The sequence below is a fragment of the Hydrogenophaga sp. genome (genome assembly GCF_028698005.1).
GTDB lineage: Bacteria > Pseudomonadota > Gammaproteobacteria > Burkholderiales > Burkholderiaceae_C > Hydrogenophaga.
The window spans coordinates 1-21,213 of record NZ_JAQVEJ010000038.1; the positions used below are offsets into that span (position 1 = coordinate 1).

20 protein-coding genes are annotated in these 21,213 nt (G+C 66.5%); 10 read left to right on the plus strand and 10 right to left on the minus strand.

Annotated features, from left to right (window positions below; genetic code table 11):
- The 4 genes from PHQ87_RS06025 to serA all read right to left on the minus strand — a co-directional run.
- Nucleotides 1-344, minus strand: a 344-nt coding sequence (locus PHQ87_RS06025) for a class I SAM-dependent methyltransferase (protein WP_300232077.1), incomplete at its 3' end; no start/stop codon positions are given.
- A 31-nt stretch (nt 345-375) separates the two neighbouring features.
- Complete coding sequence (locus tag PHQ87_RS06030; protein ID WP_300232079.1) at nt 376-789, minus strand: DUF971 domain-containing protein; 414 nt, start codon at nt 787-789, stop codon at nt 376-378.
- Between the two features lie 16 nt (nt 790-805).
- Nucleotides 806-4,690: an FAD/FMN-binding oxidoreductase gene (locus tag PHQ87_RS06035; protein WP_300232081.1), complete on the minus strand. Its 3,885-nt coding sequence runs from the start codon at nt 4,688-4,690 to the stop codon at nt 806-808.
- A 71-nt stretch (nt 4,691-4,761) separates the two neighbouring features.
- Nucleotides 4,762-5,994, minus strand: a complete 1,233-nt coding sequence (serA, locus tag PHQ87_RS06040) for a phosphoglycerate dehydrogenase (protein WP_300232083.1) — start codon at nt 5,992-5,994, stop codon at nt 4,762-4,764.
- 264 nt (nt 5,995-6,258) lie between these two features.
- Here serA and ugpB point away from each other — a divergent pair, with 264 nt between their 5' ends.
- From ugpB to ugpQ, 5 genes are all read left to right on the plus strand, one after another.
- The gene (ugpB, locus tag PHQ87_RS06045; RefSeq protein ID WP_300232085.1) at nt 6,259-7,578 is read left to right on the plus strand and encodes a sn-glycerol-3-phosphate ABC transporter substrate-binding protein UgpB; all 1,320 of its coding nucleotides are present in this window, start codon (nt 6,259-6,261) and stop codon (nt 7,576-7,578) included.
- Nucleotides 7,579-7,692: 114 nt separating this feature from the next.
- Nucleotides 7,693-8,574 carry a sn-glycerol-3-phosphate ABC transporter permease UgpA gene (gene ugpA, locus PHQ87_RS06050; RefSeq protein WP_300232087.1) on the plus strand — a complete coding sequence of 294 codons (882 nt, stop codon included), beginning with the start codon at nt 7,693-7,695 and terminating at the stop codon, nt 8,572-8,574.
- A gap of 90 nt (nt 8,575-8,664) precedes the next feature.
- Nucleotides 8,665-9,513, plus strand: coding sequence for a sn-glycerol-3-phosphate ABC transporter permease UgpE (gene ugpE / locus PHQ87_RS06055; RefSeq protein ID WP_300232117.1), 849 nt, complete (start codon nt 8,665-8,667; stop codon nt 9,511-9,513).
- A gap of 4 nt (nt 9,514-9,517) precedes the next feature.
- The gene (locus PHQ87_RS06060; protein ID WP_300232089.1) at nt 9,518-10,531 is read left to right on the plus strand and encodes a sn-glycerol-3-phosphate import ATP-binding protein UgpC; all 1,014 of its coding nucleotides are present in this window, start codon (nt 9,518-9,520) and stop codon (nt 10,529-10,531) included.
- Nucleotides 10,528-11,283, plus strand: coding sequence for a glycerophosphodiester phosphodiesterase (ugpQ, locus tag PHQ87_RS06065; protein WP_300232091.1), 756 nt, complete (start codon nt 10,528-10,530; stop codon nt 11,281-11,283). Before PHQ87_RS06060 ends, ugpQ begins: the two co-directional genes overlap by 4 nt.
- Before the next feature lie 11 nt (nt 11,284-11,294).
- Here ugpQ and PHQ87_RS06070 read toward each other — a convergent pair whose 3' ends face one another.
- Nucleotides 11,295-11,573: a hypothetical protein gene (locus PHQ87_RS06070; RefSeq protein ID WP_300232093.1), complete on the minus strand. Its 279-nt coding sequence runs from the start codon at nt 11,571-11,573 to the stop codon at nt 11,295-11,297.
- Nucleotides 11,574-11,635: 62 nt separating this feature from the next.
- Between PHQ87_RS06070 and hemA the strand changes: the two genes are divergently transcribed.
- From hemA to grxD, 4 genes are all read left to right on the plus strand, one after another.
- Nucleotides 11,636-12,907 carry a glutamyl-tRNA reductase gene (gene hemA, locus PHQ87_RS06075; RefSeq protein WP_300232095.1) on the plus strand — a complete coding sequence of 424 codons (1,272 nt, stop codon included), beginning with the start codon at nt 11,636-11,638 and terminating at the stop codon, nt 12,905-12,907.
- Nucleotides 12,908-12,978: 71 nt separating this feature from the next.
- Nucleotides 12,979-14,085: a peptide chain release factor 1 gene (prfA, locus tag PHQ87_RS06080; protein ID WP_300232098.1), complete on the plus strand. Its 1,107-nt coding sequence runs from the start codon at nt 12,979-12,981 to the stop codon at nt 14,083-14,085.
- Nucleotides 14,082-14,915 carry a peptide chain release factor N(5)-glutamine methyltransferase gene (prmC, locus tag PHQ87_RS06085; protein WP_300232100.1) on the plus strand — a complete coding sequence of 278 codons (834 nt, stop codon included), beginning with the start codon at nt 14,082-14,084 and terminating at the stop codon, nt 14,913-14,915. The genes prfA and prmC overlap by 4 nt, the downstream gene beginning before the upstream one ends.
- Before the next feature lie 65 nt (nt 14,916-14,980).
- Nucleotides 14,981-15,304 (plus strand): Grx4 family monothiol glutaredoxin, encoded by a 324-nt coding sequence (grxD, locus tag PHQ87_RS06090; RefSeq protein ID WP_300232102.1) that lies wholly within the window; start codon nt 14,981-14,983, stop codon nt 15,302-15,304.
- A gap of 18 nt (nt 15,305-15,322) precedes the next feature.
- Here the strand turns inward: grxD and PHQ87_RS06095 are convergent, their stop codons facing one another.
- Complete coding sequence (locus tag PHQ87_RS06095) at nt 15,323-15,913, minus strand: transglycosylase SLT domain-containing protein (RefSeq protein WP_300232104.1); 591 nt, start codon at nt 15,911-15,913, stop codon at nt 15,323-15,325.
- Nucleotides 15,914-15,961: 48 nt separating this feature from the next.
- On the minus strand, nt 15,962-17,707 hold the full coding sequence (locus PHQ87_RS06100) for a proline--tRNA ligase (RefSeq protein WP_300232107.1): 1,746 nt from the start codon (nt 17,705-17,707) through the stop codon (nt 15,962-15,964).
- Between the two features lie 175 nt (nt 17,708-17,882).
- On the opposite strand from PHQ87_RS06100, the gene PHQ87_RS06105 reads away from it, so the two are divergent.
- Nucleotides 17,883-18,506 (plus strand): RNA pyrophosphohydrolase, encoded by a 624-nt coding sequence (locus PHQ87_RS06105; RefSeq protein WP_300232110.1) that lies wholly within the window; start codon nt 17,883-17,885, stop codon nt 18,504-18,506.
- Between the two features lie 31 nt (nt 18,507-18,537).
- On the opposite strand, the gene proB is transcribed toward PHQ87_RS06105, so the two are convergent.
- The 3 genes from proB to rpmA all read right to left on the minus strand — a co-directional run.
- The gene (proB, locus tag PHQ87_RS06110; protein WP_300232112.1) at nt 18,538-19,680 is read right to left on the minus strand and encodes a glutamate 5-kinase; all 1,143 of its coding nucleotides are present in this window, start codon (nt 19,678-19,680) and stop codon (nt 18,538-18,540) included.
- An 83-nt stretch (nt 19,681-19,763) separates the two neighbouring features.
- Nucleotides 19,764-20,837, minus strand: coding sequence for an Obg family GTPase CgtA (gene cgtA / locus PHQ87_RS06115; RefSeq protein WP_300232113.1), 1,074 nt, complete (start codon nt 20,835-20,837; stop codon nt 19,764-19,766).
- Between the two features lie 131 nt (nt 20,838-20,968).
- Nucleotides 20,969-21,213: 50S ribosomal protein L27 (gene rpmA, locus PHQ87_RS06120; RefSeq protein WP_300232114.1), on the minus strand; the 245-nt coding region annotated here is incomplete at its 5' end.

A 21,213-nucleotide genomic window follows, 5' to 3' on the forward strand; every position in this document is an offset into this window, starting at 1 on the left:
CACACCAGCGTGGGCAGCACCAGGCCATGGTCGAGCAGGCGGTTGCGCCCCTCGCGCAGCATGGCTTCGTTGATGTCGGTGTGCACCACCGTGCCACCGGGCCCGACGCGACGGGCGAACGCCATCGACAGGTCGCCCGTGCCGCCGGCGATGTCCAGCACCCGGTCACCCGGGCGGGGATTGGCCACGTCGATCGTGTAGCGCTTCCACAGACGGTGCAGACCGGCCGACATGAGATCGTTCATCACATCGTACTTGGGCGCCACCGAGTCGAATACGCCGCGCACACGCTGCGCCTTCTCCTGCTCGTCGACGGTCTTGTAGCCGAAATGGGTGGTGGCCATGTTGCTTGTCTCTCTTGGTTGGCGGCCGGAATCAGTGGCCGCCACAGGCATGGCCGGCCCTGGCGGGCATCGGCGCATCCCTGTCGAGGCCGGCTTCCTTCAATCGACGCAGGTAGTCGTCCCAAAGTTCCGTCTGGCGTGCGCCCAGATCGTGGAGGTACGCCCACGTATAGATGCCCGAGTCGTGGCCGTCGGAAAACACCGGCTTGATGCCGTAGTTCCCGACCGGCTCCAGCGCCTCGATATCGACCTCGCGCTTGCCGGTCTGCAGGGTTTCCTGGCCCGGGCCGTGCCCCTGGACCTCGGCCGAGGGCGAGTACACGCGCATCAGCTCGAACGGTATGCGCAAGGTCCTGCCGTCCGAGAAGGCGATCTCCAGCACGCGCGAGGCGCCATGCACGGTGATGTCCTGCGGGACGGGTGTGTCTTTGCTCAGTCCGGACATAGTGCCGCTCCTGCCGTCAGACCAGCACGCGCTCGATGCCGCCCTGGTTGGCCTGACGCACGTACTCGGGCAGCCAGTTCTCGCCCAGGATGCGACGCGCCATCTCGACGACGATGTAGTCGGCCTCCAGCAGGCCGTTGCTCAGGTCGTCCTGGTAGCGGCTGAGGCCCTGCAGGCAGCTCGGGCAACTGGTGAGGATCTTCACGTTGTCCTGCCCGCCCACGGCACCCGAGGCGCGCAGGGCGGCCTCGCCCTTGCGGATTTCCTCTTCCTTGCGGAAGCGCACCTGGGTGGCGACATCGGGGCGCGTGACACCGAGCGTGCCGCTTTCGCCGCAGCAGCGGTTGTTCTTGAGCACGTTCTCGCCCACCAGCGCCTTCACGGTCCTGGTCGAGTCGCCCAGCTTCATGGGATTGTGGCAGGGCTCGTGGTACAGGTAGGCGCCGCGCTGGTCCTCGGGCAACGTGATGCCCTTTTCCAGCAGGAATTCGTGGATGTCGATGATGCGGCTGCCCGGGAAGATGCTCTGGAAGTCGTAACCGGAGATCTGGTCGTAGCAGGTCCCACAGCTGACCACCACGGTCTTGATGTCCAGGTAGTTCAAGGTGGTGGCCACGCGGTGGAACAGCACCCGGTTGTCGGTGATCATCTTGTCGGCCTTGTCGAACTGGCCGCTGCCGCGCTGCGGGTAGCCGCAGCACACGTAGCCTGGCGGCAGCACGGTCTGCACGCCCGCATGCCAGAGCATGGCCTGCGTGGCCAGACCGACCTGGCTGAACAGGCGCTCGGAACCGCAGCCGGGGAAGTAGAACACCGCCTCGCTGTCCACCGTGGTGGCCTGCGGGTTGCGGATCACCGGGACGTAGTCGCGATCCTCGATGTCCAGCAGCGCGCGTGCCGTTTTGGTCGGCAGGCCGCCGGGCAGCTTCTTGTTGACGAAGTGGATCACCTGCTCGCGCAACGGCGCCGTACCCACCGTGGCGGGAGGGTGCTGGGTCTGCTGCCGGCCAGCGGCCTTGAACAGGTCCACCGCCATGCGCTGCGCCTTGAAGGCCACCCCGGTCATCGCGGCCCGCGCCGTGTTGATGACACGCGGATCGGTGGCATTGAGGAAGAACATGCTCGCCGCGTTGCCGGGCCGGAACGACTTCTTGCCCATCTTGCGCAGCAGGTTGCGCATGTTCATCGTCACGTCGCCGAAGTCGATCTTCACCGGACACGGCGAGAGGCAGCGGTGGCAGACCGTGCAATGGTCGGCCACATCCTCGAACTCCTCCCAGTGCTTGAGGCTGACGCCGCGGCGCGTCTGCTCTTCGTACAGGAAGGCCTCGACCAGCAGCGACGTGGCCAGGATCTTGTTGCGCGGGCTGTACAGCAGGTTGGCGCGCGGCACGTGCGTGCTGCACTCGGGCTTGCACTTGCCGCAGCGCAGGCAGTCCTTGATCGAATCGGCGATGGCGCCGATGTCGCTTTGCTGCAGGATGATGGACTCGTGCCCCATCAGCCCGAAGCTGGGGGTGTAGGCATTGCTCAGGTCGGAGCGCAGGCGCCGCCCGGGGTGCGAGGGCACTTCCTTGTTGCGCAGCAGCTTGCCGCGGTTGAAGTGGCCGTTCGGGTCGACCCGGCGCTTGTACTCGGCGAACGGGGCGATCTCCTCGTCGCTCAGGTACTGGATCTTGGTGATGCCGATGCCGTGCTCGCCCGAGATCACGCCGCCCAGGCTGCGCGCCAGCGCCATGACCCGGTCCACGGCCTCATGCGCGGTCCTGAGCATGGCGTAGTTGTCGCTGTGCACGGGGATGTTGGTGTGCACGTTGCCGTCGCCCGCATGCATGTGCAGGGCGATCCAGACGCGGCCCTTGAGCACGCGCTGCTGCACCTCGCCCAGCGCGTCCATCAGGGGCTCGAAGTCGCTGCCGGTGAAGATGTCGGCCAGCGGCTGGCGGATCTGCGTCTTCCAGCTCGCGCGCAGGCTGTGGTCTTGCAACTGCGGGAAGAGCGTTTCCACATCGCGCAGCCAGCCCTGCCAGAGCGCGCGGGTCTCGCGGATCACGCCCAGGGCCAGCTCGACCTTTTCGGCCAGCAGCTCGGGCGTGGGCGCACCCGCGCCCTGCCCGTTCTTTGCCAGCGGCAGGTCGCCGCTGGAGAGGAAGGCCTCCAGTTCGTCGGCCAGCTCGATCTTGTTGCGCAGCGACAGCTCGATGTTGATGCGCTCGATGCCGTCGGTGTACTCGGCCATCCGCGGCAGCGGGATCACCACGTCCTCGTTGATCTTGAAGGCGTTGGTGTGACGGCTGATGGCGGCGGTCTTCTTGCGGTCGGCCCAGAACTTCTTGCGAGCCTCTGCCGCGACGGCGGTGAAGCCCTCGCCCGCGCGCGAGTTGGCAATGCGCACCACCTCGCTGGCGGCGCGCGCCACCGCATCGGGGTCGTCACCGGCGATGTCCCCGATCAGCACCATCTTGGGCAGGCCGCCCCGCTTGGACTTGGTGGTGTAACCAACGGCGCGCAGGTAGCGGTCGTCCAGGTGCTCCAGGCCCGCCAGCAGCGTGCCCGAGCGCCGGGCCTCGGCGAACATGAAATCCTTGATCTCGACGATGCTGGGCACCGCGTCCTTGGCGTGGCCGAAGAACTCCAGGCACACGGTGCGGGTGTGCTCGGGCATGCGGTGCAGCACCCAGCGCGCGCTGGTGATCAGGCCGTCGCAGCCCTCCTTCTGCACACCCGGCAGGCCGGCGAGGAACTTGTCGGTGACGTCCTTGCCCAGCCCTTCCTTGCGGAAGGTGGCGCCCGGTATGTCCAGGCGCTCGGTGCGCAACAGCCGTTCGCCGCTGGCGTCGAAATACTTCAGCTCGAAGCTGGCCACCTCGGCGTCGTGGATCTTGCCCAGGTTGTGGCCGATGCGGGTGACCTCCAGCCACTCGGCATCGGGGGTGACCATGCGCCAGCTCACCAGGTTGTCCAGCGCCGTGCCCCAGAGCACGGCCTTCTTGCCGCCGGCGTTCATGGCAATGTTGCCACCGATGCAGCTGGCCTCGGCACTGGTCGGGTCGCAGGCGAACACCAGGCCGGCATCCTCGGCGGCATCGGCCACGCGCTGCGTGACCACGCCGGCCTCGGTGCGGATCGTGGGCACCTCGGCATCCAGGCCCGGCAGGCGGATGCGTTCGACCTCGCCCATGCCGATGAGCTTTTCCGTGTTGATGACCGCCGTCTTCCAGTCCAGCGGCACGGCGCCGCCGGTGTAGCCCGTGCCACCCCCACGCGGAATGATGGTCAGCCCCAGCTCGGTGCAGCCCTTGACCAGGCCAGCCATCTCGGCTTCGGTGTCGGGCGTCAGCACCACCAGCGGAAATTCGACGCGCCAGTCGGTGGCGTCGGTCACGTGACTGACGCGCGAGAGGCCGTCGAACTTGATGTTGTCCTTGTGCGTGTGCCGACCCAGCAGCTTCGCCGTGCGGCGGCGCAGGTCGGCCACCTTGCCGAACGAGCGATCGAACGCGTCAACCACCCGGCGCGCGGCCACCAGCAACTCACCCACCTGGCTGTCGCGCGAGGCATCGTCAGCCGGTGTGCGGCGCTTTTCCACCTCCTGCAGCCGGTGGTGCAACGCCTCGACCAGCATGCGCCGGCGGCGCGGATTGTCCAGCAGGTCATCCTGCAGGTAGGGGTTGCGCCGCACCACCCAGATATCGCCCAGCACCTCATAGAGCATGCGCGCGGAACGTCCCGTGCGGCGCTCGCCCCGGAGATCCTGCAGCAACTCCCAGGCGCGCTCGCCCAGCAGCCTCAGCACAATTTCACGGTCCGAAAAGGAGGTGTAGTTGTACGGAATCTCGCGCAGGCGAGCGGGCTCGGCAGTCTGCACCGGCATGACGGCCAACGCTGTGGGGAAATTCATGGGGAATCTGCGTGGGTCGGGCGCTGAACGCCCAGGGGTCTCGGGGGCATGATTTTAAGCCAGCCCATGGGTCAGAACAGGACGCGGCAGCGGAGGGTGCCCGGAATCTGCGCCAGCGTTTGCTGCGCCAGCTCGGACGACTGCGCATCCAGATCGATCACCACGTAGCCAATCGTATCGCTGGTCTGCAGGTATTGCGCGGCGATGTTGATCTGTTTGTCGGCAAACACCTGGTTGATGGCCGAGAGCACGCCCGGCACGTTGCGGTGCACATGCAGGATGCGGTGCTTGCCCGGGTGCGCGGGCAGCGCCACCTCGGGAAAATTGACCGAGGTGATGCTGGTGCCGTTGTCGCTGTACCTGACCAGCTTCTCCGCCACCTCCAGGCCAATGTTGGCCTGCGCCTCCATCGTGGAGCCGCCGATGTGTGGCGTCAGGATCACGTTGTCCAGCCCGCGCAGGGGCGAGACGAACTCATCCTTGTTGGAGCGGGGTTCGGCCGGAAAGACGTCGATGGCGGCGCCCAGCAGCCTCTTCGCCCGCAGTGCCTCGGCCAGCGGCTCGATCTCCACCACCGTCCCGCGCGAAGCGTTGATGAGAATGGCGCCCGGCTTCATGGCGGCGATCTCGGCCGCGCCGATCATCCACTGGGTGGACGGCAGCTCGGGCACGTGCAGGCTCACGATGTCGCTTTGCGCCAGCAGTGCCTGCAGCGAGGGCGCCTGGCGCGCATTGCCCAGCGGCAGCTTGTTGACCACATCATGAAAAATGACGTGCATGCCCAGCGCCTCGGCCAGCACCGACAACTGGGTGCCGATGGAACCATAGCCCACGATGCCCAGCGTCTTGCCACGGATTTCATACGCGTTCTCGGCACTCTTGAGCCAGCCACCCCGGTGCGCCACAGCGTTCTTTTCCGGCACGCCGCGCAGCAGCAGGATCGCCTCGCCGAGCACCAGTTCAGCCACCGAGCGGGTATTGGAGTACGGCGCATTGAACACCGCAATGCCGCGTTCACGGGCGGCATCCAGATCCACCTGGTTGGTGCCGATGCAAAAGCACCCCACCGCCACCAGCTTCTGGGCGGCGGCAAAGACTTCGGCCGTCAACTGGGTCCGCGAGCGAATGCCCACGAAGTGCACGTCCGCGATGCGGCGCCGCAGCTCATCCTCCGGCAGTGCCCCGGCGACCGTCTCGACCTGGGTATAGCCCGCGGCATGCAGCACATCGACCGCAGACGGGTGAATGCCCTCAAGCAGCAAAAACCGGATCTTGTTCTTGTCCAGCGAATTGACGAAAGCCATGGCAATGACGGTAGTTGTTACGAAAAGTGGCCCATGGGTTGCACGGTGCCACCGCCAGCATGGCGCACCTCGCAAAACCTTGCAGGACTGGGCCTATCAAGCCGACAGACGGCAGCCATGGCTTGGCCGTCCACGTACCGGGTTTCCCCGATTGCCAGCCCTCCCAAAGCCGGCGACAACGGGACAGCGTTGACATCGAATGGTCACAACGCCCGCCTAGCATGCGGCACTGACCCCGTCGTTCACCCATTCCGGAGGTATCTCATGCAATTCAAGCTCCTGGCGCTCGGCGCCGCCGCCAGCCTGCTGGTTTTCGCACCCGCACACGCCCAGACGGAGATCCAATGGTGGCACTCGATGACCGCCGTGAACAACGAATGGGTCAACGATCTGGCGCGCGAATTCAACGAGAGCCAGAGCGAATACAAGGTGGTGCCCACCTTCAAGGGCAACTACACCGAGGGCATGACCGCCGCCATCGCCGCCTTCCGTGCCGGCAATGCACCGCACATCCTGCAGGTCTTCGAGGTCGGCACCGCCACCATGATGGCCAGCAAGGGCGCCACCGTGCCGGTAGGCAAGGTCATGGCCGACGCCGGCTTTACCTTCGACCCCGGCGCCTACATTCCCGCCGTGGCTGGCTACTACACGGCACCCAACGGCCAGATGCTGAGCTTCCCCTTCAACAGCTCGACCACGGTGTTCTACATCAACAAGGACGCCTTCGAGAAGGCAGGCCTGCCCACCGACAAGGCCCCCGCCACATGGCCCGATGTGTTTGCCGCCGCCAAGAAGCTCAAGGAAAGCGGGCACAGCTGCCCCATGACGCTGGCCTGGATGGGCTGGACCCAGCTCGAGAGCTTCTCGACCTGGCACAACGTCGAGTTTGCGACCGAGCAGAACGGGCTGTCGAAAAACGGCTACAAGGCCCGCATGAAGGTGAACTCACCGCTGCACGTGAAGCACATCGACAACCTGGCCAAGGCCGCCGCGGCGGGCGAGTTCGTCTACAAGGGTCGCGGCTCGAACGCGCAGGCCTCGTTCACGGCCGGCGAGTGCGCCATGATCCAGACCTCATCGGGCTTCTATGGTGACGTGGCGAAGAATGCCAAGTTCAAGTACGCGATTTCCTCCCTGCCCTACTACCCCGACGTCCAGGGAGCACCGCAGAACACCGTGATCGGCGGCGCCTCGCTGTGGGTCATGGCCGGCAAGAAGCCGGCCGAGTACAAGGGCGTGGCCACTTTCTTCAACTTCCTGTCGCAGACCAAGGTGCAGGCCGCCAGCCATCAGCGCACCGGTTATCTGCCGATCACCCTGGCCGCCTACGATCTGACCGAAAAATCCGGCTTCTACGAGAAGAACCCCGGTACCGATGTCGCCGTGACACAGATGGTCCGCAAGACCACCGACAAGTCGCGCGGCATCCGCCTGGGCAATTACGTGCAGATCCGCACCATCGAGGACGAAGAGCTTGAGCAGGTCTGGGCCGGCAAGAAGTCGGCCAAGGATGCGCTGGACGCGATTGTCACGCGCGGCAACGAGCTGCTGGCCCGTTTCGAGGCCGCCAACGCAGGCAAGTGATCGTCCAGGCGGTGCGCCCCGGCGCGGCGCATGCCGGGCCGGCGTCCATTCACTTGACGGCACGGGCGGCGCTGCGGCGCCGCCTGCCGCGTTGAAGACCCCCAGCGAACGACCATGGAGAAACGCGTCCTTTTCCGCTCCGGGTGGCTGCCCTGGCTGCTGCTGCTGCCACAACTGGCGATCATCGGCATCTTCTTCTTCCTGCCGGCCGGGCAGGCACTGCTGCAATCCTTGCAGATGGAGGATGCCTTCGGCATCAGCACCGAGTGGGTGGGCCTGGCCAACTTCGAGCGCATCTTCAGCGACGCAGGCTACCTGGCGTCGTTCAAGACCACGGCCATCTTTTCCGTGCTCGTGGCCGTCAGCGGCATCTGCCTGGCACTGGTGCTGGCCATCTTCGCCGACCGCATCGTGCGCGGGGCCATGGTGTACAAAACCCTGCTGATCCTGCCCTATGCGGTGGCCCCGGCCATCGCCGGCGTGCTCTGGGTGTTCATTTTTTCGCCCTCGATCGGGATCGCGTCATGGTACCTGGCCCGGTGGGGCTACACCTGGAACCACCTCATGAACGAGAACCAGGCCATGGCCATGATCGTCATCGCCTCGGTCTGGAAGCAGATCTCCTACAACTTCCTGTTTTTTCTCGCGGGCCTGCAATCCATTCCCAAGTCCCTGCTCGAAGCCGCGGCCATCGACGGCGCCGGCCCCTGGCGCCGCTTCTGGTCGGTCCAGTTGCCGCTGCTGTCGCCGACCACCTTCTTCCTGCTGGTCATCAACGTGGTCTACGCCTTCTTCGACACCTTCGGCATCATCGATGCGATGACCGCCGGCGGCCCGGGCCAGGCCACCGCCATCCTGGTCTACAAGGTCTACGAGGACGGCTTCAAGGGCCTGGATCTCGGCGGCTCTGCCGCCCAGTCGGTGGTGTTGATGCTGATCGTCATTGCGCTCACGGTGGCACAGTTCCGTTACGTTGAAAAGAAGGTCCAGTACTGAGATGAACCTCCCCCTTGCGCCGTTTCACGCCTGGGCCGGCGCCCGTGCGTCATGCACGACGGGCGGCGCGCCGTACCTGGGGCCATGGCCATGATCGACCGCAGCCCCTGGCTCACCGCCCTGTCGCACGCCGTCATGATCCTGGGCGTGCTGATCGTGGCCTTTCCCATCTACCTGGCCTTTGTGGCCTCGACGCACCAGCCCGATGCCATCGTGCAGGCCCCCATGCCGCTGCTGCCGGGCGACAACTTCGTGCACACCTATGAGACGGCGCTGTTCGGCGAAAGCAAACAGGGCTTCAACACCTCCGTGGCACGCATGATGTGGGTCAGCTTCGTCACGGCGATGGTGATCAGCATCGGCAAGATCGCGATCTCGCTGCTGTCGGCCTTTGCCATCGTCTACTTCCGCTTCCCGTTCAAGATGCTGTGCTTCTGGGCCATCTTCGTGACACTGATGCTGCCGGTGGAGGTGCGCATCCTGCCGACCTACAAGGTGGTGGCCGACCTGGGCATGCTCAACAGCTACGCCGGCCTGACGCTGCCGCTGATCGCTTCGGCCACCGCCACCTTCCTGTTCCGGCAGTTCTTCCTCACGGTACCCGACGAACTGGTCGAGGCCGCCCGCGTGGACGGGGCCGGGCCGATGCGCTTTTTCAAGGACGTGCTGGTCCCCCTGTCCAGGACCTCCATCGCCGCCCTGTTCGTGATCCAGTTCATCTACGGCTGGAACCAGTACCTGTGGCCGCTGCTGATGACCACCTCCGAGGAGATGTACCCGGTGGTGATCGGCATCAAGCGCATGCTCGCCGGCGGCGAGGCAGCCAACGACTGGAACATCATCATGGCCACGGCCATCCTGGCCATGCTGCCGCCCGCCCTGGTCGTCGTCCTGATGCAGAAGTGGTTCGTCAAGGGTCTCGTCGATACGGAAAAATAACCATATGGCATCCATCTCCCTGCGCAATGTCGTCAAGCGCTATGGCCACGGGCCCAAGGCCAACCAGGTGATCCACTGCGTCAACGCCGACATCGCCGACGGCGAGTTCATCGTCATCGTCGGTCCCTCGGGTTGCGGCAAATCCACCTTGCTGCGCATGGTCGCCGGTCTGGAGGAAATCACCGCTGGCGAGATTGCCATCGGCTCCCGTGTGGTCAACCAGCTCGAACCCGCCCAGCGCGACATCGCCATGGTGTTCCAGAACTATGCGCTGTACCCGCACATGAGCGTGTTCGACAACATGGCCTATGGTCTGAAGATCGCGAAGGTGCCCAAGGACGAGATCCGGGCACGTGTGGACAAAGCCGCCGGCATTCTGGAGCTGGGCCACCTGCTGGAGCGCAAGCCGCGCGAGCTCTCCGGCGGCCAGCGCCAGCGCGTGGCCATGGGCCGCGCCATCGTGCGCCAGCCGCAGGTGTTCCTGTTCGACGAACCGCTGTCCAACCTCGACGCCAAGCTGCGCGCCCAGACCCGCATCGAGATCCAGAAGCTGCACCGCGAGCTGGGCATTACCAGCCTCTTCGTCACGCACGACCAGGTCGAGGCCATGACGCTGGCCCAGCGCATGATCGTGATGAACGCCGGCAACATGGAACAGTTCGGCCCGCCGGAGGAGGTCTACCAGAAACCCGCCTCGACCTTCGTCGCCAGCTTCATCGGCTCGCCACCCATGAACCTGCTCAGGCAGGCACCCGGCGGACGGCCCGGCGCACTGCTGGGCATCCGGCCCGAACACCTCGACGTCGTGCCGGCGGGCACCGACGGGTGGGACGTGCAGGTGGACACCACCGAACTGCTGGGCGCCGAACGCCTGATTTACGCCTCCCTCGGCGGCGAGCCACTCATCGTGCGCATCGAGGCCGGTGCATCGCCACCGGAGCCCGGCCAGACCCTCCGGGTGGCACCCCGCCCCGGCCACGTGCACTGGTTCGACGATGCCACGGGCAAGCGCCTATGACCAACACATCCCGGCCACCCTGGCCGTATCCGCGCTGGATCGCCCACCGGGGCGCCGGCAAGCTGGCACCGGAGAACACGCTGGCCGCCTTCCGCGTGGGCGCGCAGCATGGCTACCGCATGTTCGAGTGCGACGCCAAGCTCAGTGCCGACGGCGTCCCCTTCCTGATGCACGACGCCACGCTCGAGCGCACCACCAGCGGCACAGGCGTCGGCAGCGATCGCACCTGGTCCGAACTTGCCCGGCTCGATGCCGGTGGCTGGCACTCGCGCGCCTTTGCCGGCGAACCGCTGTGCACGCTGGAGAATCTCGCCCGCTTCTGCATCGCCAACCGCTTCTGTCTGAACATCGAGATCAAGCCGACACCCGGGCAGGAGCACATCACAGGTCGGGTCGTGGCCGAACAGGCCGCCCACTGGTGGCGCGGGCAGGCCCTCCCGCCACTGCTGTCTTCATTCCAGCCCGAAGCGCTGAAGGCGGCACGCGAATCCGCCCCCGAACTGCCACGCGCGCTGCTGCTCGACACTCTGTGGGAAGGCTGCCTCGACCATGCCCGCGCGCTCGGCTGCGTGGCGCTGGTGTGCAACCACGCCCTGTGGGATGCGGACCTGGTGGCGCACGCACGGGCCATGGGCATGCGCACCCTGAGCTACACCGTCAACGACGAATGGGCTGCGCAGCGGCTGATCGCACTCGGCACCGACGGGATCATCACCGACGCGGTGAGCCGCTTCTCCCCGGCCGGGAGCTGAACCCCGCCCCTTCAGCGGGCGCCGCGCCCGTGCCAGTACCAGGCCAGGGTGCCCTGCACCAGTACCAGCACCGCATAGGTGGCGATCTTGCCGTCTCGGCCAAACCAGACCAGCCCGGCCACCAGCACCAGCGTGCCGGCCAGGCTCGACCACCCCACCTCGCGCCAGAATCCACCGCGGCCAGCCCTGGCCTTGCGCAGGGTGCGCGGCATGAGCGCCAGGATCACCGCCATGACGACGGCCGGTACCAGAAAGTTGGCCAGATGACCGGCCAGAGTCAGAAACGTCATGAATCGGGGCGGTTTGACCAGGGGCAAGCCCGTGAAAGAGCAGGAAATTTTATAATTACAACATGGCAGTCTGGACACTTGGCATCAACCACCAGACCGCGCCGCTCGATCTGCGCGGCCGGTTTGCATTCGCGCTCGACCAGATCCAGCCAACGCTGCAGCGCTACCGCCAGAGCCTGCCCCGCCAGCCCGAGGCGACACTGCTGTCCACCTGCAATCGCACCGAGCTCTACGGCGCCGGCGACCCGGCGGCCGTGGACCCGACCATCGAGTGGCTGGCCCATGCCGGTGGTGTCGGTTCCCACGTGCTGCGTGACCACGCCTACATCCTGCGCGAGGACCAGGCCGCCCGTCATGCCTTCCGCGTCGCCAGCGGGCTCGACAGCATGGTGCTCGGCGAGGCGCAGATCCTGGGCCAGATGAAGGACGCCGTGCGCGCGGCCGACGAGGCCGGTGCGCTGGGCACCACCCTGCACCAGCTGTTCCAGCGCTCCTTCGCCGTGGCCAAGCAGGTGCGCAGTTCGACCGAAATCGGTGCCCATTCGATCAGCATGACGGCCGCCGCGGTGCGCCTGGCCTCGCAGCTGTTCGAGGACCTGCGCGACATCCGCGTGCTCTTTGTCGGCGCTGGCGAAATGATCGAGCTGGCCACCACGCACTTTGCCGCCCGCACGCCCCGGCACATGGCGATCGCCAACCGCACGATCGAGCGCGGCGAAAAGCTCGCCACGCGCTTCGGTGCCGAGGCCATGCGCCTGGCCGATATCCCCGGGCGTCTGCACGAGTTCGATGCCGTCGTCAGCTGCACGGCCAGCACCCTGCCCATCATCGGCCTGGGCGCTGTCGAGCGTGCCCTCAAGAAACGCAAGCACCGGCCCATCTTCATGGTCGATCTGGCGGTGCCGCGCGATATCGAGCCCGAGGTCAAGAAGCTCGACGACGTATTCCTCTACACCGTCGACGACCTCGCCGCCGTGGTGCAGACCGGCAAGGACAGCCGGCAGGCTGCCGTGGCCCAGGCCGAGGTCATCATCGATGCCGGCGTCTCCAGCTTCATGCACTGGCTCGACCAGCGCGATCCGGCCAAGGGCGTTGTCCCCCTCATCCAGCAGCTCAACGTGCAGGCCGACGCCTGGCGCGAGATGGAGATCGCCCGTGCCCGCAAGCTGCTGGCCAGGGGCGAGCCGGTCGACGCCGTGCTGGAAGCCTTGTCCCGCGGACTGACCCAGAAGATCCTGCACGGCGCGCTGGCCGAGTTGCGCTCCGGCGACCAGGAAACCCGCGCCGCCACCGCCGAGACGGTCTCGCGCCTGTTCCTGCGCCAGAAGTCCTAGCCGCCCGCCGGCAGGCCCCGTCCGCCGCCATCGCGGCGGCCCCCAACGCCCGTCCGCCTTCGCGCCCCTTCATGAAACCCTTTGTCCGCGAAACCCTGCTGCGCCAGCGCGCCCGCCTGCACGAGCTCGATGCACTGCTGTCCGCGCCCGACGTCATCGACGACCTGCAGCGCTTTCGCACACTCAGCCGCGAACACGCCGACGCGACAGCGCTGGTCGAGGCGTTCAACCGCTTCGAGCAGCGCGAAGCCGATCTGGCGGCCGCCGAGCAGATGCTGGACGACCCCGACATGGCCGAGCTCGCGAAGGAAGAAATCGAGGTTGCCCGGCAGGACCTGGAGCGCCTGGAAGCCGAGTTGCAGCAGATGCTGCTGCCGCGCGACCCGGACGACGACCGGCCCGCCTTCGTCGAGATCCGCGCCGGCACCGGCGGCGACGAATCGGCCCTGTTCGCGGGCGACCTGGCCCGCATGTACACACGCTACGCCGACCGCCAGGGCTGGACCACCGAGATCGTGAGCGAATCGCCCAGCGAGCTGGGCGGCTACAAGGAGGTGGTGCTGCGCATCGCCGGACGCGGTCACGGTCCGGGCGTGTACGGCCAGTTGCGTTTCGAATCGGGCGGCCACCGGGTCCAGCGCGTGCCCGCCACCGAGGCCCAGGGCCGCATCCACACCAGCGCAGCGACGGTCGCCGTCATGCCCGAGCCCGACGAGGCCCAGGCCATCCAACTCAACCCGGCCGACCTGCGCATCGACACCTTCCGCGCCAGCGGTGCCGGTGGCCAGCACATCAACAAAACCGACTCGGCCGTGCGCATCACCCACCTGCCCACCGGCATCACCGCCGAGTGCCAGGACGGACGCAGCCAGCACAGCAACAAGGCCAAGGCCCTGCAGGTGCTGGCTGCGCGCCTGCAGGAAAAGGAGCGCAGCGAGCGCGCGGCTGCCGAAGCGGCGACACGCAAGGGGCTGGTCGGCAGCGGTGACCGCAGCGACCGCATCCGCACCTACAACTTTCCACAGGGGCGTCTGACCGACCACCGCATCAACCTGACGCTGTACAAGCTGTCGCAGGCCATGGACGGCGACATCGGCGAAGTCATCCATGCCCTGCAAGTCGCGCGCGGTACCGAGATGCTGGCCGAGCTGGAAGCCAAGGCAGGGTATCGCCCATGACACTGGCCGATGCCCTGAGACAGGCCAGCGCTGCCGGGCTGGACCGCCTCGATGCCCAGACGTTGCTGCTGCACGCGCTGAATCGCCCACCCCACGACCGCGCCTGGCTGATCGCGCACGACAGCGACGAACTGCCGGCGACGGTCCAGCCGGTGTGGTCCGCCCTGCTGACGCGCCGTCTGGCCGGTGAGCCCGTGGCCTACCTGCTGGGCCAAAAGGAGTTTTTCGGTTTGCCGCTGCAGGTCGATGCCCGGGTTCTGGTGCCCCGGCCGGACACCGAAACGCTGGTGCAATGGGCCCTGGATCTGCTGCCGGGCCTTGGCGAGCAGCCCCGGGTGATCGACCTGGGCACGGGCAGCGGCGCCATCGCCCTGGCCCTGGCCCACCAGCGCCCCGGTCTGGACATCACCGCCAGCGACGCCAGCCCCGACGCGCTGGCCGTGGCGCAGGCCAATGCCCGGGCGCTGGGCCTGCGCGTGCACTTTGCGACCGGTCACTGGCTGGAGGCCGTGCCCGGGCAAACCTTTGCGCTGATCGTCAGCAATCCCCCGTACATCGCCGAGGCCGACCCCCATCTGCCGGCGCTGGCCCACGAACCCGGCTCGGCGCTGGTCAGCGGCCCCGATGGTCTGGACGACATCCGCACCATCATCGCCCAATCGACCCGGGCACTGCGCCCGGGCGGATGGCTGCTGCTCGAGCATGGCCACGACCAGGCGCCGCGGGTACGTGCCCTGCTCGGCAGCGCCGGGTTCGACCATGTCAGCAGCCACACCGACCTCGCGGGCATCGAACGCTGCAGCGGTGGCCAGTGGCCCGAGGGGCGATAATGCGCCTGTCGGGCCGGCACCACCGGTAACCCCCTTTGTTCCCCGCTTGCACCCAGGTTCCCCACATGAGCGACGTTCACAGCCAGATCGACCAGTTGGTCAAGTCCCACGACATCGTGCTCTTCATGAAAGGCAGCGCGAGCTTTCCCATGTGCGGCTTTTCGGGCCGTGCCGTGCAGATCCTCAAGGCCTGTGGTGTCGACCCCAAGACACTCAAGACCGTGAACGTGCTGGAAGACGACGGCATTCGCCAGGGCATCAAGGACTACAGCCAGTGGCCGACCATCCCGCAGCTCTACGTGCGCGGCGAGTTCATCGGTGGCTCCGACATCATGATGGAGATGTACCAGTCGGGCGAACTGCAGCAGGTCATCACCGGCGAGGCCTGACTGCCTCCCCCGGCGTCGTCAGGCGTCCGGGTGGATCCAGTTGTTGGCGGCGGCAAACACCGCCTTGGGGTATTCACTGCGCCCGCGGCTGCCGTTGTAGCGGCCCAGCGCCATGAACAGGTCGCCCTTCTCCCGTTCCAGGTAATGCCGCAGGATCACGCAGCCAAAGCGGATGTTGGTCTGCATGTGAAACAGTTTGCCGGGATCACCGTCGCCGATCACCCGTGACCAGAACGGCATGATCTGCATGTATCCGCGGGCGCCGACACGCGAAATGGCGAACTTGCGAAAAGCGCTCTCCACCTGGATCAGCCCCAGCACCACGGTGGTGTCCAGGCCTGCGCGCCGCGATTCGTACCACACGGTCTGCAAGAACTCGACCCGGGTCTGAAAATCGGGCTTGCGCCGCCGCAAACGGTCGCTCATCGCACCCAGCCAGCGCAGGTAGGCCAGGCGCTTGTCGGTGTCGGTGAACTCGGGCACCGGCGGTGCGGTGTTGGCGATGGCCGCGCTCAAGGCACCGCGCACCGAATCGGCCAGCGGCTCCTCCAGCTGGCCACCGGCCCGGGCAGGTACCGGACAGGTGCCCACCACCAGGCCGCCCGTCATCGCCAGAAGCAAATCCCGTCGATGCATGGTGTGCTGCGCGGCCGCTGCTCAGGCGTTCAGTCGTCCCCGCACATGGGCCACGGCCTCGGACACCGGCACCCGCATGGCCGCCGTGTCGCGACGGTGCTGGTACTCGACCTGCCCTTCCTTCAGGCTGCGGTCACCCACGGTGATGCGGTGCGGCACGCCAATCAACTCCCAGTCGGCAAACATGGCCCCCGGCCGCTCACCACGATCATCCAGGATGACATCCACGCCAGCGGCCAGCAGGCCCTGGTAGATCTCATCGGCCGCGGCCTTCACCGCCTCGCTGCGATCGGCCCCCACCGGGCACACCACCACCGTGAACGGTGCGATGGCGTCGGGCCAGATGATGCCGCGCTCGTCATGGTTCTGTTCGATCGCCGCGGCCGGCAGACGCGTGATGCCGATGCCGTAGCAGCCCATCTCAAAGTGGCGGGGCTTGCCATCCGCATCGAGGAAGGTGGCGTTCATGGCCTTGCTGTACTTGGTGCCAAGATAGAACACGTGGCCCACCTCGATACCGCGCTCGATGGCCAGCACACCTTTGCCGTCGGGCGACGCATCGCCCTCGACCACATTGCGGATGTCGGCCACGGCGTCGGGCTCGGGCAGATCGCGCCCCCAGTTGACGCCGGTGATATGGAAATCGGCCTCGTTCGCACCGCAGATCCAGTCGGCCATCACCGCGACCTCGCGGTCGGCGATGATCTTCACCGGCTTCTTCAGACCGATCGGGCCGAGGTAGCCGGGCTTGCAGCCGAAGTGCTCCTCGATTTCGGCCGTCGTGGCAAAGCGGAAACCATTGTTCAGGCCGGGCACCTTGCCCACCTTGACCTCGTTCATGTCATGGTCGCCGCGCACCAGCAGCAGCCAGACCTGACTCTTGATGACTTCGCCCGCCTCGTTGAGCTCGTCGGTGGCCAGCACCAGGGACTTGACCGTGGTCGACAGCGGTACGCCCAGCAGCTCCGCCACCTCGGGGCAGGTGCTTTTGCCCGGCGTTGGCGTCTTGCTCATGGGCCGGGTCGCCTCCGGGCGCGGGCCGGCCGGCGCCAGGGCCTCGGCCTTCTCGATGTTGGCGGCGTAATCGCTGTCCGGACAGTACACGATGGCGTCCTCGCCCGTCGCAGCGATCACCTGAAACTCTTCCGACAGGTCGCCACCAATGGCGCCGCTGTCGGCGGCGACCGCGCGGTAACGCAGGCCGAAGCGATCGAAAATGCGCCGGTAGGCGGCGGCCATGACCTGGTAACTGGCCTTGGCGCCCTCCTCGTCGCGGTCGAAGCTGTACGCGTCCTTCATGATGAACTCGCGACCGCGCATCAGGCCGAAGCGCGGACGGCGCTCGTCGCGGAACTTGGTCTGGATCTGGTACAGGTTCTTGGGCAGTTGTTTGTAACTGCGCAGCTCCTGGCGCGCCACGTCGGTCACCACCTCCTCGCTGGTGGGCTGGATCACGAAGTCGCGCTGATGCCGGTCACGGATGCGCAGCAGCTCCGGCCCCATCGCGTCGAAGCGGCCGGTTTCCTGCCACAGCTCGGCCGGCTGCACCACCGGCATGGTCATCTCGATGGCGCCGGCGCGGTTCATTTCCTCGCGCACGATGCGCTCGACCTTCTGGACCACGCGCAGGCCCATGGGCATGTAGTTGTAGATGCCCGCCCCCAATTTGCGGATCATGCCGGCGCGCGTCATCAGCTGATGACTGACGACCTCGGCATCGGCGGGCGCTTCCTTGAGGGTGGTGATCAGGAACTGGGAGGCTTTCATGAACAGGGAAGCCGCACACGGGCGGCAGCAGGTTGGCAAACGGGGGTGACCGACGAGGCATCACCCCGGGAGTGGCATGGGTATTTACCCGCACACCCGGGGAAAGGTGCCCGATTCTCACGCAATCCGACAAGCGCGAGGCATAATCAAGTCAGTACAGAAATTGGGGAAGATTATGCTTGACAGAGAAGGCTTCAGGCCGAATGTCGGCATCATTCTGCTCAACCAGAAAAACCAGGTGTTCTGGGGCAAGCGCATACGCTCCCACTCCTGGCAGTTCCCGCAAGGTGGCATCGACCGGGGTGAAACGCCCGAACAGGCCATGTACCGGGAATTGCACGAAGAGGTCGGGCTCAAGCCGGAACACGTGGCCATCGTGGCCCGGACCCGCGACTGGTTGCGCTACGAAGTGCCGGACCGTTTCATCCGCCGGGAGGCGCGCGGTCACTACAGGGGCCAGAAACAGATATGGTACCTGTTGCGCCTGATGGCGCAGGACTGGCACCTGAACCTGCGCGCCACCAACCACCCGGAGTTCGATGCCTGGCGCTGGAACGACTACTGGGTTCCCCTGGACGTGGTCATCGAGTTCAAGCGCGGTGTCTATGAAATGGCCCTGACCGAGCTGGCGCGCTACCTGCCCCGCCCGGACACCCGCAACCGCTACCTCCGGGGCGGCAACCGCCAGCCGCGGCAGACGGCCGAACAAACGGCGCCACCCTTGCGCCCTTCGGGCATCGAGTTGCCCCCGGGCGCCAGTTTCGACCCCGACCCGCAAACCGCCTCGCAACGCTCCTGACAGCACGGGGACATGCCGAGCGCAGCCGGTCTCAGGTTCTGGTGAGCACCAGGTTGTCGCGGTGGATCATCTCCGACGACTCGGTCGCATGACCGAGCAGGCGGCTGAACGCTGACGAAGGCTGGCGGCACAGCAGCCGCGCCTCCGGGCTGGCGTAGTTGGCCAGCCCGCGTGCGATCTCCGCACCATTGGCGTCCTTGACCGCGATCACGTCGCCACGTGCGAACTCGCCCTCGACGTGCGTCATGCCGATCGGCAGCAGGCTCTTGCCCTCGTGGAGGATCTTGCGCGCCGCGCCATCGTCGACCGTGACCGAGCCGGACAGCTGCAGATGGTCCGCCATCCACTGCTTGCGCGCCTGCAGCTTGGCCGTCTGCGCCACGAGGCAGGTACCGATCGGTTCGCCCGCGCACAGACGCAGCAGCACGTCGGGCTCGCGCCCCCAGGCGATCACCGTGGAGGCACCGGAGCGCGCCGCGCGCTTGGCCGCCAGGATCTTGGTGATCATGCCACCCTTGCCGATGCTCGACCCCGCACCACCGGCCATGGCTTCCAGCGCCGGATCGCCGGCACGGGCCACATGCACGAACTGTGCGTCGGGATCACGGCGCGGATCGGCAGAGTACAGACCCTTCTGATCGGTCAGGATCACGAGCAGGTCGGCCTCCACCAGATTCGCCACCAGGGCGCCCAGGGTGTCGTTGTCGCCGAACTTGATCTCGTCGGTGACCACGGTATCGTTCTCGTTGATCACCGGCACCACCCCCAGCCCCAGCAGCGTCAGCAGCGTCGAGCGCGCATTGAGGTAGCGCTCCCGGTCGGCCAGATCGGCGTGCGTGAGCAGCACCTGCGCGCTGGGCATGTCCAGCGCGCGCAGCTTGCTCTCGTACATCTGCACCAGCCCCATCTGGCCCACGGCGGCCGCGGCCTGCAACTCATGGATTTCCTGCGGGCGGGTGCGCCAGCCCAGGCGCTTCATGCCTTCGGCGATGGCACCGCTGGAGACCATGATCACCTCGCGGCGCTCACCGCCGTCGCCGCGCACCAGTGCTGCCAGCTGCCTGCACCATTCGCCGATCGCCGCCTCGTCCAGCCCTCGCCCCTCGTTGGTGACGAGGCTGGAGCCCACCTTGACCACGATGCGGCGGGCTTCTTGCAATACCTTGGAAACCATGGGTGCTATGCGTATGTCTGTCCGACGGCACCTGCTCGGCAGGTGCCCTCAGTGATGGGAGATGAACCGGTCCACCGGCGGCGTCACGGCTGCTGGACGTCGCCGGCAAAACGCGGATCGACCTCCTCGGGCGGCTGCGACGCCTCGTGCACCTTGGCGATGTGCTCGTAGACCTTTTGCACCAGATGTTCGCAGCCTTCACGCGTGAGCGCGGAAATCTCGAACACCGGCCCCTTGTAGCGCAGGCGCCGGACGATCTCCTTCACCCGGGCCTCGCGCTCCTCGGCCGGCACCATGTCCAGCTTGTTGAGCACCAGCCAGCGGGGCTTGGCATGCAGTTCGGGATCGAATTTCTTGAGTTCCGCGACGATCGCCCTGGCCTGCTGGACCGGATCCACACCCTCGTCGAACGGCGCCACGTCCACCAGGTGCAGCAGCAGCCTGGTGCGCTGCAGGTGCCGAAGAAACTGGTGCCCCAGGCCGGCGCCCTCGGAAGCACCCTCGATCAGGCCCGGCACATCGGCCACCACGAAACTTTTTTCCGGCCCCACCCGGACCACGCCCAGGTTGGGGTACAGCGTCGTGAACGGGTAATCGGCAATCTTGGGCCGCGCATTGGAAATCGCCGCGATCAGCGTCGACTTGCCGGCATTGGGCATGCCCAGCAGGCCCACGTCGGCCAGCACCTTGAGTTCGAGCCGGAGCGTGCGGCGCTCACCGGGCCAACCCGGTGTCTTCTGGCGCGGCGCCCGGTTGGTCGAGCTTTTGTAGTGCAGATTGCCGAAACCGCCGTCGCCACCCTTGGCCAGGGTCACCTGCTCGCCGGGCACCAGCAATTCAAACAGGACCTCGCCGGTGTCGGCATCCGAGATCACCGTTCCCACCGGCATGCGCAGCGTGATGTCGTCGCCCTTGACGCCGAACATGTCCGAGCCCTTGCCGTGCTCGCCACGCCTGGCCTCGAATCGACGGGTGTAGCGAAAATCGACCAACGTATTCAGGCTGGGGTCTGCCACGGCCAGCACATGCCCGCCGCGACCGCCATCACCCCCGTCAGGTCCGCCAAATTCCTTGTACTTCTCATGCCGGAACGACGCGCAGCCGTTGCCGCCATCGCCGGCGGCGACATCGATCGTGGCCTCGTCCACAAACTTCATGATCGGTTCCCCGTACTGTCAAAAATACCAACGAAAAAGGCCCGCGTCGGCGGGCCTTTTCATGGGATGCTGCCATCCCGCCAGTGTGCCGCAAACCCGGGCGCCCAGGCGCCAGGCCCGCGAGCCCCCCCTCAGACCGGGGTGATGCTGACCACGTGGCGGTTGAGTTCACCCTTGACGGCGAAATTCACGCGGCCATCGGCCGTGGCAAACAGCGTGTGGTCACGGCCCACACCCACGTTCGTGCCGGGGTGGAACTTGGTGCCACGCTGGCGCACGATGATCGAGCCGGCCGACACCAATTCACCACCAAAGGCCTTCACACCCAGCATCTTGGGCTTGGAATCGCGCCCGTTTCGCGTAGAGCCGCCGCCTT

Coding starts and splice junctions, on each gene's coding strand:
- PHQ87_RS06030 (WP_300232079.1), bottom strand. CDS start 789: ATGTCCGGACTGAGCAAAGACACACCCGTCCCGCAGGACATCACCGTG.
- PHQ87_RS06035 (WP_300232081.1), bottom strand. CDS start 4,690: ATGAATTTCCCCACAGCGTTGGCCGTCATGCCGGTGCAGACTGCCGAG.
- serA (WP_300232083.1), bottom strand. CDS start 5,994: ATGGCTTTCGTCAATTCGCTGGACAAGAACAAGATCCGGTTTTTGCTG.
- ugpB (WP_300232085.1), top strand. CDS start 6,259: ATGCAATTCAAGCTCCTGGCGCTCGGCGCCGCCGCCAGCCTGCTGGTT.
- ugpA (WP_300232087.1), top strand. CDS start 7,693: ATGGAGAAACGCGTCCTTTTCCGCTCCGGGTGGCTGCCCTGGCTGCTG.
- ugpE (WP_300232117.1), top strand. CDS start 8,665: ATGATCGACCGCAGCCCCTGGCTCACCGCCCTGTCGCACGCCGTCATG.
- PHQ87_RS06060 (WP_300232089.1), top strand. CDS start 9,518: ATGGCATCCATCTCCCTGCGCAATGTCGTCAAGCGCTATGGCCACGGG.
- ugpQ (WP_300232091.1), top strand. CDS start 10,528: ATGACCAACACATCCCGGCCACCCTGGCCGTATCCGCGCTGGATCGCC.
- PHQ87_RS06070 (WP_300232093.1), bottom strand. CDS start 11,573: ATGACGTTTCTGACTCTGGCCGGTCATCTGGCCAACTTTCTGGTACCG.
- hemA (WP_300232095.1), top strand. CDS start 11,636: ATGGCAGTCTGGACACTTGGCATCAACCACCAGACCGCGCCGCTCGAT.
- prfA (WP_300232098.1), top strand. CDS start 12,979: ATGAAACCCTTTGTCCGCGAAACCCTGCTGCGCCAGCGCGCCCGCCTG.
- prmC (WP_300232100.1), top strand. CDS start 14,082: ATGACACTGGCCGATGCCCTGAGACAGGCCAGCGCTGCCGGGCTGGAC.
- grxD (WP_300232102.1), top strand. CDS start 14,981: ATGAGCGACGTTCACAGCCAGATCGACCAGTTGGTCAAGTCCCACGAC.
- PHQ87_RS06095 (WP_300232104.1), bottom strand. CDS start 15,913: ATGACGGGCGGCCTGGTGGTGGGCACCTGTCCGGTACCTGCCCGGGCC.
- PHQ87_RS06100 (WP_300232107.1), bottom strand. CDS start 17,707: ATGAAAGCCTCCCAGTTCCTGATCACCACCCTCAAGGAAGCGCCCGCC.
- PHQ87_RS06105 (WP_300232110.1), top strand. CDS start 17,883: ATGCTTGACAGAGAAGGCTTCAGGCCGAATGTCGGCATCATTCTGCTC.
- proB (WP_300232112.1), bottom strand. CDS start 19,680: ATGGTTTCCAAGGTATTGCAAGAAGCCCGCCGCATCGTGGTCAAGGTG.
- cgtA (WP_300232113.1), bottom strand. CDS start 20,837: ATGAAGTTTGTGGACGAGGCCACGATCGATGTCGCCGCCGGCGATGGC.